This is a genomic window from Ideonella benzenivorans (assembly GCF_020387415.1).
GTDB classification, from domain to species: Bacteria; Pseudomonadota; Gammaproteobacteria; order Burkholderiales; family Burkholderiaceae_C; genus Ideonella; species Ideonella benzenivorans.
Window position 1 is genome coordinate 59,250 of the sequence record NZ_JAGWCB010000008.1, and the last position, 15,697, is coordinate 74,946.

The following is a 15,697-nucleotide window of genomic DNA, read 5'->3' on the forward strand; positions in this document are numbered from 1 at the left end:
GATGAACCTCGCTCTGCTGCTCCAACGCGCTGCGGCGCAAACCCCCGAGGCGCCTGCCGTGCTGCTGGGGCCGACCGTGCGCTGGCGCTATGGCGAATGGGCCGAGCGCTGCGCCCGCTTGGCCGGCGGCCTGCGCGCGCAGGGCCTGCAGCCGGGCGACCGGTTGGCCGTCTGGATGCACAACCACCCGGACGGGTTGAGCCTGATGTGGGCCGCCTGGTGGGCCGGCCTGGTGCTGGTCCCCCTCAATCCCAAGCTGCATCCGCGCGAGGCCGAGTGGATCCTGCAGCACAGCGGGGCCCGTCTGGTGGTGACGGATGCCGAGAACGGCGCGGATCTGCGGGCCCCCTGCGCGCACTGGACGCTGGAGGGGCCGGCCTGGCAGCAGGCCCTGCAGGCGCCTGCGCTGCCGCTGGCGGCGCGCGATGGCGACGATCTGGCCTGGCTGTTCTACACCAGCGGCACCACCGGCCGGCCCAAGGGGGCGATGCTGGGCCACCGGCAGCTGCGCAGCATGGCGCTGGGCTACACCGCGGACGTGGACGGCATCGACCCGCAGGACGCCTGCGTCTATGCCGCCCCCTTGTCGCACGGGGCCGGGCTGTACGCGGTGCCGCAGGTGATGGCCGGGGCGCGCCATGTGCTGCCGGCCAGCGGCGGCTTCGACGAGGCCGAGCTGTTCGACCTGGCCCGCAGCGTGGGCCGGCTCAGCCTGTTCGCCGCGCCGACCATGGTGCGGCGGCTGGTGGAGCATGCGCGGGCGAACGGCCTGGATGGCACGGGCTTCAAGACCATCGTCTACGGTGGCGCGCCCATGTACGCGGCCGACATCGAGCGGGCGCTGGCCCAGCTCGGGCCGCGCTTCGTGCAGATCTACGGCCAGGGCGAGAGCCCGATGACCATCACCGTGCTGGGGCGGGGGCCGCTGGGCGACACCGCGCACCCCCGCCGGGCCGAGCGTCTGGCCTCGGTGGGCGTGGCCAATGTGGCGGCGCAGGTGCGGGTGGTCGACGCGCAAGGCCAGGCTTGCCCGGTGGGGCAGGCCGGCGAGGTGCAGGTGCGCGGCGACACGGTGATGCAAGGCTACTGGCAGGACCCCGACGCCACGGCGCGCGCCCTGCGCGATGGCTGGCTGAGCACCGGCGACATCGGGGCCTTCGACGCCGACGGCTTCCTGACCCTGCTCGACCGCAGCAAGGACGTGATCATCAGCGGAGGCTCCAACATCTATCCGCGCGAGGTGGAGGAGGTGCTGCTGCGGGACCCGGGCGTGGCCGAGGTCTCGGTGATCGGCGTGCCCGACGAGGAATGGGGCGAGGCCGTGGCCGCCTTCGTGGCGCCCCGGCCGGGGGCCCGCCTCGACCCGCAGACCCTGGATGCGCTGTGCCTGTCCCAGCTGGCACGCTTCAAGCGGCCGCGGCATTACCGCGTGCTGGAGAGCCTGCCCAAGAACGCTTACGGCAAGGTGTTGAAGACGGCGCTGCGGGCGGCCTGGTCGGGCGCTGCCTGAGCGGCGCCGTTTGGCCGGCCCCGGGGTTGCCGCGCCGGACACTGCGGGTACTCCTGGGGACCACGGACGCCGGCGGGGGCCTAGCATCACGTGCGCGCGTTGGCCGGGGCCTCTCCGCTCTGGCCAGCATTCCTGTCGTTGCCCCGGATCCGGTGTCCATGTTCTCCAACCCTCGCAACGAACTCGTGGTGTCCCAGGCTTGGCAGACCTTGCTGGAGGGGGGCGAGCTGCCCAGCGGCGCGGTGCGGGCCTTGGTCAACCAGTCTTGGCAGCGGTGTGCCCAGGCCCATGTCGATCCGCTGCGGCGGCGCGGCCTGCGCCCGGTGTCCGAGCAGGATCTCTACCTGCTGCAGGAGCGCCAGAAGGACCTGCTGGACGCGGCTTCCCCGGTGATGGCCTGTGCGCGCGACTACCTGGCCGAGACCGGCACGCTGATGGCCCTGAGCGATGCGCACGGCACCATCCTCGTCACCGAGGGGGACCACCCGGCGCTGGACGCGGCCGAGGCGATTGCGCTGGTGCCAGGCGTGAGCTGGAGCGAGCTGGACTGCGGCACCAATGCCATCGGCACCGCGCTGGCGGCGGAGCGGCCGGCCCAGATCCATGCCACGGAGCATTTCTGCGCCGGTATCCAGGGCTGGACCTGTTCGGCCGCGGTGATCCGCCATCCGCTGGATGGCGAGTTGCTGGGCACGCTTGACGTCTCCGGCCTCTCGGGCACCTACCACCGGCAAAGCCTGGCCTTCGTCGTCAACACCGCCAGTCGCATCGAGGCCCGGCTGGCCATGGTGGAGATGGAGCGCCGCTACCGCCTGCTTGAGCATGCCCTGGAGCGCTGGTCGGCCGAGGGGCAGGACGCGATGGTGTTGTTCGACCGGCGGGGCTGCCCGGTCAAGGCCAGCGCCCAGGCCCAGCGGGCGATCGACGCCGCGGGTGGCCTGCTGGACCTGAGTGGGCGGCAGCCCGTGCCGGGGCTGCGGGCGGGCCGTTGGCGGCGCGGCGGCCAGCCGGGGCCTTTGCCCGACTGGCTGCGCGGCGAATGGCTGGAGCCTCTGGTGGTGCGCGGCGAGTACCTGGGCACGTTGCTGGTGCTGCCGGCCGGCGGGCGGCGGCCGGTGCCTCGGCCCAAGGACGTGACCACGGTGGAGCCCAAGGCGCCGGCCGGCTTCGAGCGGGTGCTGACCCGCGATGCCGGCATGCGCGCCCTGATGGACAAGGCCCGGGTGCTGGCCGCCTCGCAGGCCCCGGTGCTGCTGCAGGGCGAAACCGGCGCCGGCAAGGAGGAGTTCGCCCGTGGTCTGCATGGGGACCGCCGCGGCGCCTTCATCGCCCTCAACTGCGGCGGGCTGTCGCGCGAGTTGCTGGCCAGTGAGCTGTTCGGCTACGCCGAGGGCGCCTTCACCGGGGCGCGCAAAGGCGGCATGGTCGGCAAGATCGAGGCCGCCGAAGGCGGCACGCTGTTCCTGGACGAACTGGGCGAGCTGCCGCTGGACATGCAGCCGCAGCTGCTGCGGGTGCTGGAGCAGGGCATGGTCCACCGCCTGGGCGAAACCCAGCCCCGGCAGGTGCGTTTCCGCCTGGTGGCCGCCACCCACCGGGACCTGCGCCAGGAGGTGGCGGCCGGGCGCTTCCGCATGGACCTGTACTACCGCATCGCGGTCACGCGGCTGCACCTGCCGCCGCTGCGCGAGCGGCCGGACGACATTCCATTGTTGGCGGCCCATTTCCTGCAGCGCTTCCGGGCCGAACAAGGGCAGGTGGCCGAAGCCCTGAGCGGCGAGGTGCTGGCGGCCCTGACCGGGTACGCCTGGCCGGGCAATGTGCGCGAGCTGCGCAACGTCATGGAGGCCGCGGTGCTGATGCGGCCGGAGGGCCCGTTGCGGCCTGGCGACCTGGGGTGCGAGACCTGGGACGCGGATGGCGAGGCGGCGGAGGCCGCCGGGGGCCTGGCCCTGGGCGACAGCCTGGCCGAAGGCGAGGAGGCGCAGATCGGCCGTGCCATCGCGGGCTGTGGTGGCAACCTGACACTGGCCGCGCGACGGCTGGGCATCGCCAAGAGCACGCTCTACGCCAAGATGCGGCGCTACGGCCTGAGCCGGGACCGCGGCGGCTCGGCACATTGAGCCCATCTCACGGGCCGAGCGGCCCAAGGGTCGTCATCCGGCCGTCATCCGGCCGTCACCGCGGGGTCACCGCCGGGCTGCAGCATGAGGACTCATGCAGCCCAACGCCTCGCCCCTCCCGCCCGCCGGAACGGCCGATGTCGACCCCGAACCCCAGCGCTACCGGGCGATCTGGATTTCGGACATCCACCTGGGCACCCCCGGCTGCCAGGCCGAGGCGCTGCTGGATTTCCTCAAGCGCACCGAGAGCGACACGCTCTACCTGGTGGGCGACATCATCGACGGCTGGCAGCTGCGCCGCAGCTGGTACTGGCCGCAGGCCCACAACGACGTGGTGCAGAAGATCCTGCGCAAGGTGCGCAAGGGCACGCGGGTGATCTACGTGCCGGGCAACCACGACGAGTTCGCCCGCAAGTACCTGGAACACAGCTTTGGCGGGGTGGAAGTGGCGCACGACTGGGTGCACACCACCGCCGATGGCAAGCGCCTGTGGATCACCCACGGCGACCTGTTCGATGGCGTGATCCAGTGCGCCAAGTGGCTGGCCTATGTCGGGGACTGGGCCTATGAGTTCACGCTCAAGCTCAATGCCTGGCTGAACCGGCTGCGCGGCCGCCTGGGCCTGCCGTACTGGAGCCTGTCCAAGTACCTCAAGCTCAAGGTCAAGCGGGCGGTCAGCTTCATCGGAGACTACGAGGCGGCGGTGGCCCGCGAGGCCCGCAAGCGCGAGGTGCAGGGCGTGGTCTGCGGCCACATCCACCATGCCGAGCTGCGCGAGATCGACGGCCTGCTGTACGCCAACGATGGCGACTGGGTGGAGAGCCTGACGGCCCTGGTCGAGCACCTTGACGGTCGCCTGGCCTTGCTGGACTGGTCCGACCTGGCGCGGCCCTATGGCGCGGCGGCCCCGCTGCCGGGGCGTGCCGAGCTGCCCGACGATGTCGCCACGCCGCTGCCCCTGCCGGTGGCCGCGCGCCGGCTCTGATCCCCAGCAGGAGGGATCGGCCCCGGTTGCTTCTGCGCATCAAGGCCCCGGGGTCATGGTCCTGTCACGAAATTTTCATAGACTGGGCGCATGACAGAAGTCCCCGAGCCCCAGACGGCCGCTGTTGCGATGCCGCCGCTGCTCAACCGCGAATTGGCCATTCTGGCGTTCAACCGCCGGGTGCTGGCCCAGGCCCGGCGCGCCGATGTGCCGCTGTTGGAGCGGCTGCGCTACATCACCATCGTGGCGTCCAACATGGACGAGTTTTTCGAGGTGCGTTTTGCCGATGCGCTGGGGGCCGCCCGGGCCGCCGACAGCGATGCCGCCTGGAAGGACATGGCCACCACCGCCGCGCGGGCCCATGCGCTGCTCGACGAGCAGTACCGCATGTTCAACACCGAGGTCATGCCGGCCTTGCGCCGGCTGGGCATCGAGATCATCAACCACGCCGAGCGCACGCCGGCCCAGAAGGCCTGGGTCGCGCGCTTCTTCGAGCGCGAGGTGCGGCCGCTGCTGATGCCCGTCGGGCTGGACCCGGCGCACCCGTTCCCGCAGGTGCCCAACAAGTCGCTGAACTTCATCGTCCGCCTGGGCGGGCGCGATGTGTTCGGCCGCGAGAGCACGGTGGCCATCGTCAAGGTGCCGCGCGTGCTGCCGCGCGTCATGCGCCTGCCCGACGAGGTCTGTGAGCCGGGGCAGCAGGGCTTCGTGCTGCTCTCCAGCGTCATCCGGGCCCATCTGCAGGCGCTGTTCCCCGGCCGCACCGTCGAGGCCTTCTCGCAGTTCCGCGTCACCCGCGACTCCGACCTGGAGGTGGACGAGGAGGACGTCACCAACCTGCGCCAGGCCCTGCGCCGTGGCCTGACCACGCGCCAGTTCGGCAAGGCCATCCGGCTGGAGGTGGTGGCCAGCTGCCCCGAGGAGCTGTGGTCGCTGCTGCTGGAGCAGTTCGACCTGCCGGCCGCCGCGCTCTACCGCGTGGACGGCCCGGTCAACCTGGCCCGCCTGACCCAGCTGATCGACCGGGTCAGCCCGGTGGACGGCGTGGCGCTGACCTTCCCGCCGTACGAGCCCAGCTGGCCCGAAGACCAACTGCCGCGCGGCCACAACGTGTTCGAGATCCTGCGCGGACGCGACGTGCTGCTGCACCACCCGTTCCAGAGCTTCGACCCGGTGGTCGAGTTCCTGCGCCAGGCGGTGGAGGACCCGGACGTGCTGGCGATCCGCCAGACCATCTACCGCACTGGCGCCAAGTCGGTGCTGATGGACCTGCTGATCGAGGCGGCCCGGCGCGGCAAGGAAGTGATGGCCGTGGTGGAGCTCAAGGCCCGCTTCGACGAAGAGGCCAACATCAACTGGGCCGAGCGGCTGGAGGCCGTCGGGGCACAGGTGGTCTACGGCATCGTCGGCCTGAAGACCCACGCCAAGCTGCTGCTGGTGACCCGGCGCGAGGGCGGCGGCAAGATGGGGCCCAGGCTGCGCCGCTATGTGCACCTGTCCACCGGCAACTACAACCCGCGCACCGCACGGCTCTACACCGACATCGGCTACCTGACGGCCGACCCCGGCATCACCACCGATGCCGAGGCCGTGTTCCAGCAGATCGCCAGCCTGAACCGGGTGCGCCCGCCGCGCCACCTGCTGACGGCGCCCTTCGTGCTGCACCGCCGGCTGGTCCGGCACCTGGCCCAGGTGGCCGAGGCGGCCCGCGCCGGCCAGCCCGCCCGCATCGTGGCCAAGTTCAATGCGCTGACCGACCCCGGGCTGATCAACGCGCTGATCGCCGCCGGCCAGGCCGGGGCCCAGATCGACCTGGTGGTGCGGGGCGCCTGCATGCTGCCGCCGGGCCTGCCGGGGCAGACCGAGAACATCCGGGTGCGTTCGGTGGTCGGGCGCTTCCTGGAACATTCGCGCGTGCTGTACTTCCGCTGGGGCCCGTCGGACGACGACGAGGTGCTGTACCTCTCCAGCGCGGACTGGATGAGCCGCAACATGTTCCGCCGGGTCGAGCTGGCCTGGCCGGTGAACGACCCGGGCCTGCGCCAGCGCGTGATCGACGAGTGCCTGGTGCCCTACCTGTACGACGCCTGCGATGCCTGGCAGCAGCAGCCCGATGGGCGCTACCAGCGCGTGGGCGAGGAGGGCCCGAGTGCGCAGCATGCCCTGATGGCGCGTTTTGCCGATACCGAACGGGACTGAACCCATGGACCTGATCCTGTGGCGACATGCCGAAGCCGAGCAGACCGACGATGGGGTGGACGATCCGGCCCGCGGGCTGACCCCCAAGGGCGAGCGCCAGGCCCGTCGCGTGGCCGAATGGCTCAACCGCTTTCTGCCGGAGACCACCAAGGTGCTGGCCAGCCCGGCCCTGCGGGCCCAGCAGACGGCCGAGGCCCTGGGCCGGCGCATCAAGACCGTCGATGCGCTGAGCCCGGAGGGCACCGTGGAGGGCCTGCTGGCCGCGGCCCGCTGGCCGGATGCGCGTGAGCCGGTGCTGGTGGTGGGGCACCAGCCGACCCTGGGCCTGGCCGCGGCCTACCTGATGACCGGGCCGCGCCTGGCCACCTCGCAGGACGGGCTGCTGCCCTGGACCATCAAGAAGGGCAGCGTCTGGTGGCTGCGCCACCGCCCCCGCCAGGACCGGGGCGAGGTGGTGCTGGTGGCCGTGCGCAGCCCCGAGCAGATCTGAGTCATCATTCCCGCCTTTCCTCGAAGGCCAGCCTCCAGGCTTGGACGCTGGCCGCTTTCTTTTTCAGGCAGTACCGATGACCAACGAGATGCGTGGAGACGCCAGCCGGCGTCATTGGCTGGGGCAGGCCCTGGCCTGTGGAGTGGGGGGGCTCTGGGGCGTCACGGCCCGGGCGGCGGTGACGGTGCAGGGGGCGGGAGCCAGCTTCCCGTCCAAGGTCTATGCCCGCTGGGCGGCCGACTATGGGCGGCAGACCGGGGTGGAGATCCGCTACCGCCCCAGCGGCTCGGGCGACGGCATCGAGCAGGCCACGCGCCGCAGCGTCGATTTCGCGGGCAGCGACGTGCCGCTGGCGCCCGAGGCGCTGGCCCAGAAGAAGCTGGTGCAGATCCCGACCTGCGTCGGCGGCGTGGTGCCGGTGGTCAACGGGTTCGAGGCCGAGAAGCTGCGCCTGACCGGCGAGGTGCTGGCGGCCATCTTCACCGGAGACATTGCGCGCTGGGACGACGCCCGCATCGCGGCGCTCAACCCCGGGCTGAGCCTGCCGGCCCGGCGCATCACGCGGGTGGTGCGGGGCGACAAGTCGGGCAGCACCGAGGGCTTCACCCGCTACCTGGCCGGACGCTCGCCGGCGTTCGCCCAGCAGGTGGGCACCGGCACGCTGCCGGCCTGGCCGGGGCAGCCGCTGCGCGCCGAGGGCAACGACGGCATGTCGACCCTGGTCCGCGCCACGCCCGGGGCGATCGGCTATGTCAGCTACGACCGCGTCGTGGCCGATGGTCTGGCGGGCGTGCGCCTGCGCAACCGCGAGGGGCGCTGGGTGGCCCCGGGCGAGGCCGGTTTCCGCGCCGCCATCCTGCACAGCGCGCTCTACCGTGAAGGCAACGACACCGCCAGCCTGCTGGACGAGCCCGGCACCGACAGCTGGCCGCTGACGATGACGACCTATGTGCTGCTGGACGCGGCGCCGGCCAGCCCGGCCAGCGTCGAGCCGGCGATGCGCTTCCTCTACTGGTGCTTCCAGCGCGGCGACGCGCTGACCCAGGGCACCGGTTTTGCGCCGTTGCCGACGGCGGTGCAGGCCCGGCTGGCCGCCCGCTTCGGTGCGGTGCGGCCGCGCAACGGTCAGCTGCCGCGCTACCTGAGCCTCTGAGCCGAGGCTCCTCCGGGGCTCTGGCATCATGCCGGCCACCATGTCCGATCAGTCTCCTTCGCGGCCCTCGGCCTCCGGGGTCGCGCCGCACGGGTGGGCGCTGACGCTGGCGGTGGCCGCGCTGCTCATCCTGGCCGGTGTCTGGCTGCACGCCCGGCCGGCCTTGAACCAATCCCTGTTCCTGGGGCTCAACCATGCGGCCGGCGGGCCCGAGCGTGCCACCGCCGGGCTGTGGGCCGGCCTGAGCGTGGCCGGGCTGGGGCTGTCGGCGACGATGATGGTGCTGGCGGCCGACCGCACCCGCCGGCTGGCGGTGTCGGCCCTGCTGTGGGGTGTGCCGCTGACCTGGCTGGCCAGCAGCCTGCCCAAGGCCCTGATCCATTCACCACGCCCGGCCGCGGTGCTGGCGTCCGGCACGTTCGAGGTGATCGGCCAGCCGTTGCTCAACGCCGCCTCCATGCCCTCGGGCCATTCCCTGACCGCCTTCGTGGCCGCCACCGTGCTGGCCGGGGCCTTGGGGGGCGCGGCGTGGCGGCGCGGTCTGTTGTTCGTCCTGGCGGCGGCCGTGGCGTTCTCGCGCATCGCGATCGGTGCCCATTGGCCGGCCGACGTCCTGGCGGGCAGCGGGCTGGGCCTGCTGGTTGGGCGGCTGACCCTGGCCCTGGCGCGGCGCTGGCCGGCCCGTTGGCTGAACCGGCCGGCGGCGCAGCGCGGCCTGGCGGTGGTGGAGTTGGGGCTGTCGGTCGCCTTGCTGCTGCAGTCCACCGGCCTGCCGGTGGCGGCACCGGTGCAATGGGCGCTGGCCTTCATGGGGCTGGGCAGCGGGCTGTCTCGCTGGCGCCATGCGAGCGCCGAGCCCGGGGCGGACCAGGCCGTGGCTAAGCTGGTGCTGCCCAGCCTGGGCGCGGGGCTGCTGCTGGCCATGCTGCTGCGCGAGGGCCTGGGCGAGCGCCTGCTGGCGGCGCTGGCGCAGGTGCCGGGCTGGGCCTGGCCGCTGGCCGTGGCCGGGCTGTGGGGCAGCTACGGCCTGCGGGCCGAGCGGCTGCGGCGGGAGTGGGGCACCTGGGGCCGGCAGCACCGGCCACAGGACCGCATGCCCAGCCTGGCCGACAGTGTCGACCTGTTCCTGACCCACAACGCGGCGCTGCTGCTGCTGCCGATGCGGGCCGGGGAGGCCGGCTACCCCTGGCTGCTGCACCGTCGCTTTGGCATCCCGGTGGCCGAGTCGGTGCGCAGCCTGGTCTGGTTGCGCCTGCAGGATGCGCTGGTGCTGGGCCTGCTGGGGCTGCTCGGCCTGGCGCCGGGGCCGTTCGTGCTGCGTCTGGCGGCGGTGGCCGGCATCGTCTTCGCGCTGTGGGCGGTGTTGCCACGCCTGTCGCGCCAGCTGGGACAATGGTGGCCGCGCTGGCAGGCGCTGCAGGGCACGCTGGTCGCGCACCGCGGCGATCTGTCGGGCTGGCTGCTGTGTGTGGGCAACTGGTTGCTCAAGCTGGCCGTGCTGGGCGGCGTGCTGGCGCTGCTGGCCGGGTTGCCGGTCTGGCAGGGCTGGAGCGCGGCGTTGGCTGGTGAGCTGGCCGCGGCCCTGCCGATCCAGGCCCCGGCCGGTCTGGGCAGTTACGAGGCTGCCATCTGGGCTGCGGGACAATGGGTGGGTGCGGCCGTCTCGCCCACCTTGCTGGCGTCCTCGGCCCTGGCCGTCCATGCCCTGGGGTTTGTCACCGCCTTGCTGACACCATTGCTTTACCGCGCCCTGAGTTGGGCGCTGGCCCGCCGGGTTCGGCCCGCGGGCGATTCTTCTGTTGGACCATGAACGCTTCCGAAACCGTCACCCCCGTCGCGCCTGTGCAGGCACCGCCCCACCGTCTGTCGGTCGTGGTGCCGATGTACAACGAGATCGACAACGTCAAGCCGATGATCGATGCGGTGCAGGCGGCGCTGCAGGATTACCCCCATCCCTGGGAACTGGTGATCGTCGATGACGGCAGCCGCGATGGCACCGGCCTGGCGCTGCAACGCCACGCCAAGACGGTGGGCCCGCATGTGCGCGTGGTGCGCCTGCTGCGCAACTTCCGCCAGACGGCGGCCATGCAGGCGGGCATCGACGCCGCGCGCGGCGATGTGATCGTCACCCTCGACGGCGACCTGCAGAACGACCCGCGCGACATCCCGCGCCTGGTGGCCCGGCTGCTCAACGAGGACCTGGACATGGTGGCGGGCTGGCGCAAGAACCGCCAGGACGGCTTCGCGATGCGGCGGCTGCCCTCGATGATCGCCAACCGGCTGATCCGCAAGACCACCCACATGCAGTTCAAGGACCTGGGCTGCAGCCTCAAGGCTTTCCGCGCCTCGGTGCTCAAGCAGGTGCGGCTCTATGGCGAGATGCACCGCTTCATCCCGGCCTGGCTGTCCACCGTGACCTCGCCGGACCGCATGGCCGAGGAGCCGGTCAACCACATGGCCCGCCAGTTCGGTGAGTCCAAGTACGGCATCTCCCGCACCTTCCGCGTCATCATCGACCTGCTGTCGGTCTACTTCTTCATGAACTTCGGCTCGCGCCCGGGGCACTTCTTCGGCGCGGTGGGTCTGGCCGTGGGCAGCCTGGGCACGGCCATCCTGGGCTATCTGGGGGTGCTGAAGCTGCTGGGTGAATCGATCGGCGGACGGCCGCTGCTTTCGCTGGGCTTCTTCTGTGTGATGGGCGGGCTGCAGTTCCTGCTCACCGGCGTGCTGTCCGAACTGCTGATCCGCATCTACTACGACGGCAGCCATGCCCGGCAGTACCACCTGCTGGCCTCGCCCGATCTGCCGGACGCCGAGGGGTGGCACGCATGAGCGTGGCGGGCACGACACCGGCTGGCCGGCTGAGCCGCATCGAGTGGCTGGGCCTGGCCGGGCTGCTGCTGGTGCTGGCGCTGTGGGCGCTGGGCGCCACACCGCTGTTCGATGTGGACGAGGGCGCCTTCAGCGAGGCCACGCGCGAGATGCTCACGCATGGCGACTGGCTGCACACCACGCTCAACGGCGAGCCGCGCTTTGACAAGCCCATCGGCGTGTACTGGCTGCAGGCCCTCAGTGTCAGCCTGTTCGGCGTGCGCGAGTTCGCCTTCCGGCTGCCGTCGGCGCTGTCGGCCTGGGGCTGGTCGCTGGCATTGGTGGCGTTTGCGCTGCCGCGCCTGGGGCGCCAGGTGGCGGTGGGCGCCGGGGTGATCCTGGCCACCTCGCTGGGCGTGCTGGCCATCGGCCGGGCTGCGACGGCCGATGCGCTGCTCAATCTGCTGCTCACCCTGACCGCGCTGGACGCCTGGCGCTGGCTGGAGGCGCAGAACCGCGGTGAGGCGGGCAGGGCGCCGCTGCGCCGGGCCTATGCCTGGATGGGCCTGGGGTTGCTGGTCAAGGGGCCGGTGGCGGTGGTGGTGCCCGGTGCGGCGCTGGTGCTGTGGCTGGCCGTGTCGCTGCCGTGGCGCGAGGCGCTGCGTCGCCTGGGGCGCGCGGCGGGCGATGGCTGGGGCTGGGTGCTGCTGCTGGGCATCGCCGTGCCCTGGTACGCCTATGAACTGCACCGCGACGGCCAGGCCTTCATCGACGGTTTCCTGATCCGTCACAACCTGGCGCGCTACAGCAGCCCGCTGGAGAAGCACGGCGGCAGCCTGGGCTATTACTTCGTGGTGCTGCCGCTGCTGCTGCTGCCCTGGGCGCCGCTGCTGGCCAGCGTGCTGGCGCGGGTGCGCAGCCACTGGGCCGACCCGATGCAGCGCTACATGCTGCTGTGGGGCGGCTTCGTGCTGGTGTTCTTCTCGCTCTCGGGCACCAAGCTGCCGCACTACGTGCTGTATGGCGCCACGCCCTTCGTGCTGCTGATGGCCATGGCCCTGACCCGGGCCGGCACTGGCATGCGGGCGGCCTTGACGGCGTGTCTGTTGCTGCTGCTGGCACTGCTGTGCGGCACCGCCGCCACGCTGCCGCACTGGGCGCCGGGCGTGGTGCAGCACCCGCTCTACCGCGCGCTGTTGGGGGGCCAGCAGGCCTCGCCCTGGCTGGTCTGGATCAGCGGGCTGGCGGCGCTGGCCGTGCTGTTCCTGATGACGCAGGGCAGTTGGCCGCGCTTCACGCTGGCCTGGCGCAGCGGGGCGTCCGCGGTGCTGGTGGCGGCGGTGTGCCTGGGCGTGGCCCTGCCGTGGTGGGGCAACCTGTTGCAAGGGCCGATCCAGCGGGCCGCCGAGGTGGCCCGCCAGCGGCATGAGCCGGCGGTGCAATGGGGGCTGCACCAGCCCAGCTTCGCGGTCTACCGCGAGCAGGAAACGCCGCGCCGGGCCCCGCGCGATGGGGAGCTGGCGCTGGTGCGGATGGACCAGCTGCCCGCCCAGATGGCCCAGGTGGGGGGGCGCTTCAGCCTGCTCTATGTCGAGCGCGGCTACGGGCTGATCCTGTGGCGGGCCACCACCGCACCCGCCGAGCCCTCGGTGGCGCAGGGGCCGTCGACGACGGCGCCCTGAGTCGGCACCTGCGCCGTGGCCGGGAGGCGGCGGCACAGGGCGTTGCGGTCGCTCAGAGCGACCAGGCGAACACCAGGCCGGTGTAGTTCACGCCGTTGTTGGGCTTCTTGATGTCGGCGTTGCTGATGTGGCGCCACTGCAGGCCCACGCGCCACTGGCCGCCACCGTCCACCAGGTTCAGGCCCAGGTGGTCGGAGAACTGGAAGTTGCTGCCCTTCTGGCGGTCGCCGATGTTGACCTCGCTGAGCCAGGCCGGGCCGATGCCGAATTCCACCTCCCACTTGTGGCTGGCGAAGGCCGGGTGCTGCCAGTGCACCAGCGGCACCACGGCCACGTCCCAGGCGGAGGTGGCGCCGCTGACGTCGCCGCGGGTGCTCCAGTGGCCGACCGAGAAGTTGGTCTGGTGGCTCAGCGACCAGCTGCCGGCGTTGAGCATGTGGCAGTCGCCATAGGCGGCGCCGGCCGACACCAGGTTCAGCTCATGGTCGTGGGCCACATTGCCGCGCAGCTGCCAGCGGGCGCCGCTGCAGTCGGTGAACGGAGCGCCTTCCCAGGCCGCATAGGCCCAGGAGGCGAGGGTGCCGCCCACGGCCAGGGCGCGCAGCGCATTCTGGTCCTTGGCTTCGGCATGGGCAGTGCCCAGGCTGCCGATCAGGGCGAGCGCGGCCAGGGCGGTTCGGGAGGCGGTGTGTTTCATGCCGCCCATTCTGCCAGCGCACTGTCGGCCATCCCCTGTTTGCAGGGCATGGCCCGGGCCCCGGCCGGTTTACAACCCTGGGGTTCACCCGGATGGGTCCGGCACGCTGCCCTGTGTGGGCATCGTCCGACACCGGGTCCCGCTGTCGGCCGACAGGGGACCTCCCGCGTTGAATCTAGCATCTGTGTACCCGCCCAACTCTCCCATGGAGCGAAACTCATGAACCGTCGTTTGATCCGATCGCTGGCCGGCGTGGCCCTGCTGGCCACCCTGGCCGCCTGTGGTGGGGGGAGCAGCGACAACAGCCTGACCACTGTCAGCAGCGACACCTTGGTCACCACGCAGGTGGCCGGCTACCCGCATTCGGTGAACATCTATGTGCCGGTTGGCGCCACCCGGGCCATCGTGGTGTTGCACGGTGGCGGCGGGACCAACACCGGCATTTCTCAGCAGTTGGACATGACCACGTCTTCGGTAGCGTCGACCGCGACCGTGAACTGGTCGTGGCTGGAAGCCAACAAGGTGATCCTGGTGTTCCCGCAGGGGCAGCACATCGACGGCGCCACGGCGGGCACCTGGTCCAACTGGGCGATGAAATCCGGCCAGGATGACGTGGGCTTCCTGAAGGCCCTGGCCAGCCAGCTGCGCAGCACCTACGGCATCTCCAACATCGCGCTGATGGGCCACTCGATGGGCGGGGCGATGGCCAACCGGATGTGGTGCGAGCAACCCGACACCTTCAATGCCTACATCGCGCTGGCGGGCCCCGCCTCCGAGCATTTCGATCAGTCCGGTTCGGACGCCTGCAAGCCGACCACCGTCGTTCCGCCCTACCTGAGCATCAGCGGGGACAATGACCCGGTGATGCAGACGGCCAATGGCCACTGGAGTGATTACCACTGGATCATCGATCCCTTGGTCGAATGGGCTGCCGGTAGCAGCGGTGCGTTCCTGGACGGCACGATGCTGGGGGAATGGCCGCAGCAGCAGGTCCGCGTGAGCCAGCGCTGTGGCGAGTCGCTGACGACTTCCAGCGCGGCGCAGGTGTCTGGCAACGTGACGACCTGGTCCAACTGCAGCGGCTCGATGGTCATCAAGAAGATTTCGGGCGCCGTGCACAACGTGGCAGGGCAATCGAACTCGATTTCCGATCAGATGGCCTCCAGCAACCCCACGGTGGTGATGGACGCGGTGATGGACTTCCTGAACGCCCAGTGACGCCCGGGGCGGATTCGCCCCTCCCATCCTCGAAGCCGGCCGGGCTGCTAAGCTCGGCCGGCTTTTTTGCGTTTACAGAGGTTCCTGCCATGTTCACCGGCATCGTCCAAGGCGTGGCCCGTGTGGCGTCGATCATCGACCGCCCCGGCCTGCGCAGCTTTCGTCTGCAGTTTCCGTCCGGCTTCGCCCGCGATCTGGCCATCGGGGCCAGCGTGGCCTGCGATGGCGTCTGCCTGACCGTGACCGCGCTACATGGCGACAACGAAGCCGATTTCGACGTGATGCAGCAGAGCCTGGGCCTGACCACCCTGGGCGGGCTGGTCGCCGGCAGCGCGATCAACGTGGAGCGGGCTGCCAAGGATGGTGCCGAGATCGGCGGGCATCCGCTGTCCGGGCATGTGGACTTCACCGCCACGCTGGCCGAGGTGCGCCAGCCCGAGAACAACCATGTGCTGCGCATCCAGGTGCCCGAGCGCTGGATGCGCTATGTGTTCGCCAAGGGCTACATCGCCATCAACGGCGCCAGCCTGACGGTGGCCGAGGCGGACCGTCAGGCCGGCTGGTTCGAGGTCTGGCTGATTCCCGAGACACTGCGCATGACCACCTTCGGCCAGAAGCAGCCGGGGGACCGGCTCAACATCGAGATTGAGCGTTCGACCCAGGTGTTCGTCGACACCGTGCGCGATGCGCTGGAAGAGCGCCTGGGGCCGCTGATGCCGGCCCTGGAGGCGCTGATGCGCCAGCAGGGCCTGTCGACCGACGCGCTGACCCGGCCGTTGCCCGCCCCTGAGCGCTGACCGGGTTTTCCGCAGAGGGTTGTCCCGGAGGG

General features: G+C 71.3%; 12 protein-coding genes. 11 read left to right on the forward strand and 1 reads right to left on the reverse strand.

Features of this window, described 5'->3' with window-relative positions; translation table 11 throughout:
* The first annotated feature begins 1 nt into the window (after position 1).
* The 9 genes from KGA65_RS05990 (at position 2) to KGA65_RS06030 (ending at position 12,953) form a co-directional block, all read left to right on the forward strand.
* Complete coding sequence (locus KGA65_RS05990; protein ID WP_225862245.1) at positions 2-1,510, forward strand: AMP-binding protein; 1,509 nt, start codon at positions 2-4, stop codon at positions 1,508-1,510.
* Positions 1,511-1,668: 158 nt separating this feature from the next.
* Entirely contained in the window at positions 1,669-3,633 is a 1,965-nt protein-coding gene (locus KGA65_RS05995) for a sigma-54-dependent Fis family transcriptional regulator (protein ID WP_225862246.1), read from the forward strand.
* Positions 3,634-3,727: 94 nt separating this feature from the next.
* Positions 3,728-4,618 (forward strand): UDP-2,3-diacylglucosamine diphosphatase, encoded by an 891-nt coding sequence (locus tag KGA65_RS06000; RefSeq protein ID WP_225862247.1) that lies wholly within the window; start codon positions 3,728-3,730, stop codon positions 4,616-4,618.
* Between the two features lie 90 nt (positions 4,619-4,708).
* Positions 4,709-6,817: a polyphosphate kinase 1 gene (gene ppk1, locus KGA65_RS06005; RefSeq protein ID WP_225862248.1), complete on the forward strand. Its 2,109-nt coding sequence runs from the start codon at positions 4,709-4,711 to the stop codon at positions 6,815-6,817.
* Positions 6,818-6,821: 4 nt separating this feature from the next.
* On the forward strand, positions 6,822-7,307 hold the full coding sequence (locus KGA65_RS06010; RefSeq protein WP_225862249.1) for a SixA phosphatase family protein: 486 nt from the start codon (positions 6,822-6,824) through the stop codon (positions 7,305-7,307).
* Between the two features lie 76 nt (positions 7,308-7,383).
* On the forward strand, positions 7,384-8,460 hold the full coding sequence (gene pstS, locus KGA65_RS06015) for a phosphate ABC transporter substrate-binding protein PstS (RefSeq protein WP_225862250.1): 1,077 nt from the start codon (positions 7,384-7,386) through the stop codon (positions 8,458-8,460).
* A 40-nt stretch (positions 8,461-8,500) separates the two neighbouring features.
* Positions 8,501-10,270: a phosphatase PAP2 family protein gene (locus KGA65_RS06020; protein ID WP_225862251.1), complete on the forward strand. Its 1,770-nt coding sequence runs from the start codon at positions 8,501-8,503 to the stop codon at positions 10,268-10,270.
* Entirely contained in the window at positions 10,267-11,292 is a 1,026-nt protein-coding gene (locus KGA65_RS06025) for a glycosyltransferase family 2 protein (protein WP_225862252.1), read from the forward strand. Before KGA65_RS06020 ends, KGA65_RS06025 begins: the two co-directional genes overlap by 4 nt.
* Positions 11,289-12,953 carry an ArnT family glycosyltransferase gene (locus tag KGA65_RS06030; RefSeq protein WP_225862645.1) on the forward strand — a complete coding sequence of 555 codons (1,665 nt, stop codon included), beginning with the start codon at positions 11,289-11,291 and terminating at the stop codon, positions 12,951-12,953. Before KGA65_RS06025 ends, KGA65_RS06030 begins: the two co-directional genes overlap by 4 nt.
* A gap of 52 nt (positions 12,954-13,005) precedes the next feature.
* Here KGA65_RS06030 and KGA65_RS06035 read toward each other — a convergent pair whose 3' ends face one another.
* On the reverse strand, positions 13,006-13,650 hold the full coding sequence (locus KGA65_RS06035; protein ID WP_225862253.1) for an acyloxyacyl hydrolase: 645 nt from the start codon (positions 13,648-13,650) through the stop codon (positions 13,006-13,008).
* 219 nt (positions 13,651-13,869) lie between these two features.
* On the opposite strand from KGA65_RS06035, the gene KGA65_RS06040 reads away from it, so the two are divergent.
* A complete protein-coding gene (locus tag KGA65_RS06040; RefSeq protein WP_225862254.1) occupies positions 13,870-14,868 on the forward strand; it encodes a CE1 family esterase in 999 nt (332 codons plus the stop codon).
* Positions 14,869-14,957: 89 nt separating this feature from the next.
* On the forward strand, positions 14,958-15,665 hold the full coding sequence (locus tag KGA65_RS06045; RefSeq protein WP_225862255.1) for a riboflavin synthase subunit alpha: 708 nt from the start codon (positions 14,958-14,960) through the stop codon (positions 15,663-15,665).
* Positions 15,666-15,697: the final 32 nt, after the last annotated feature.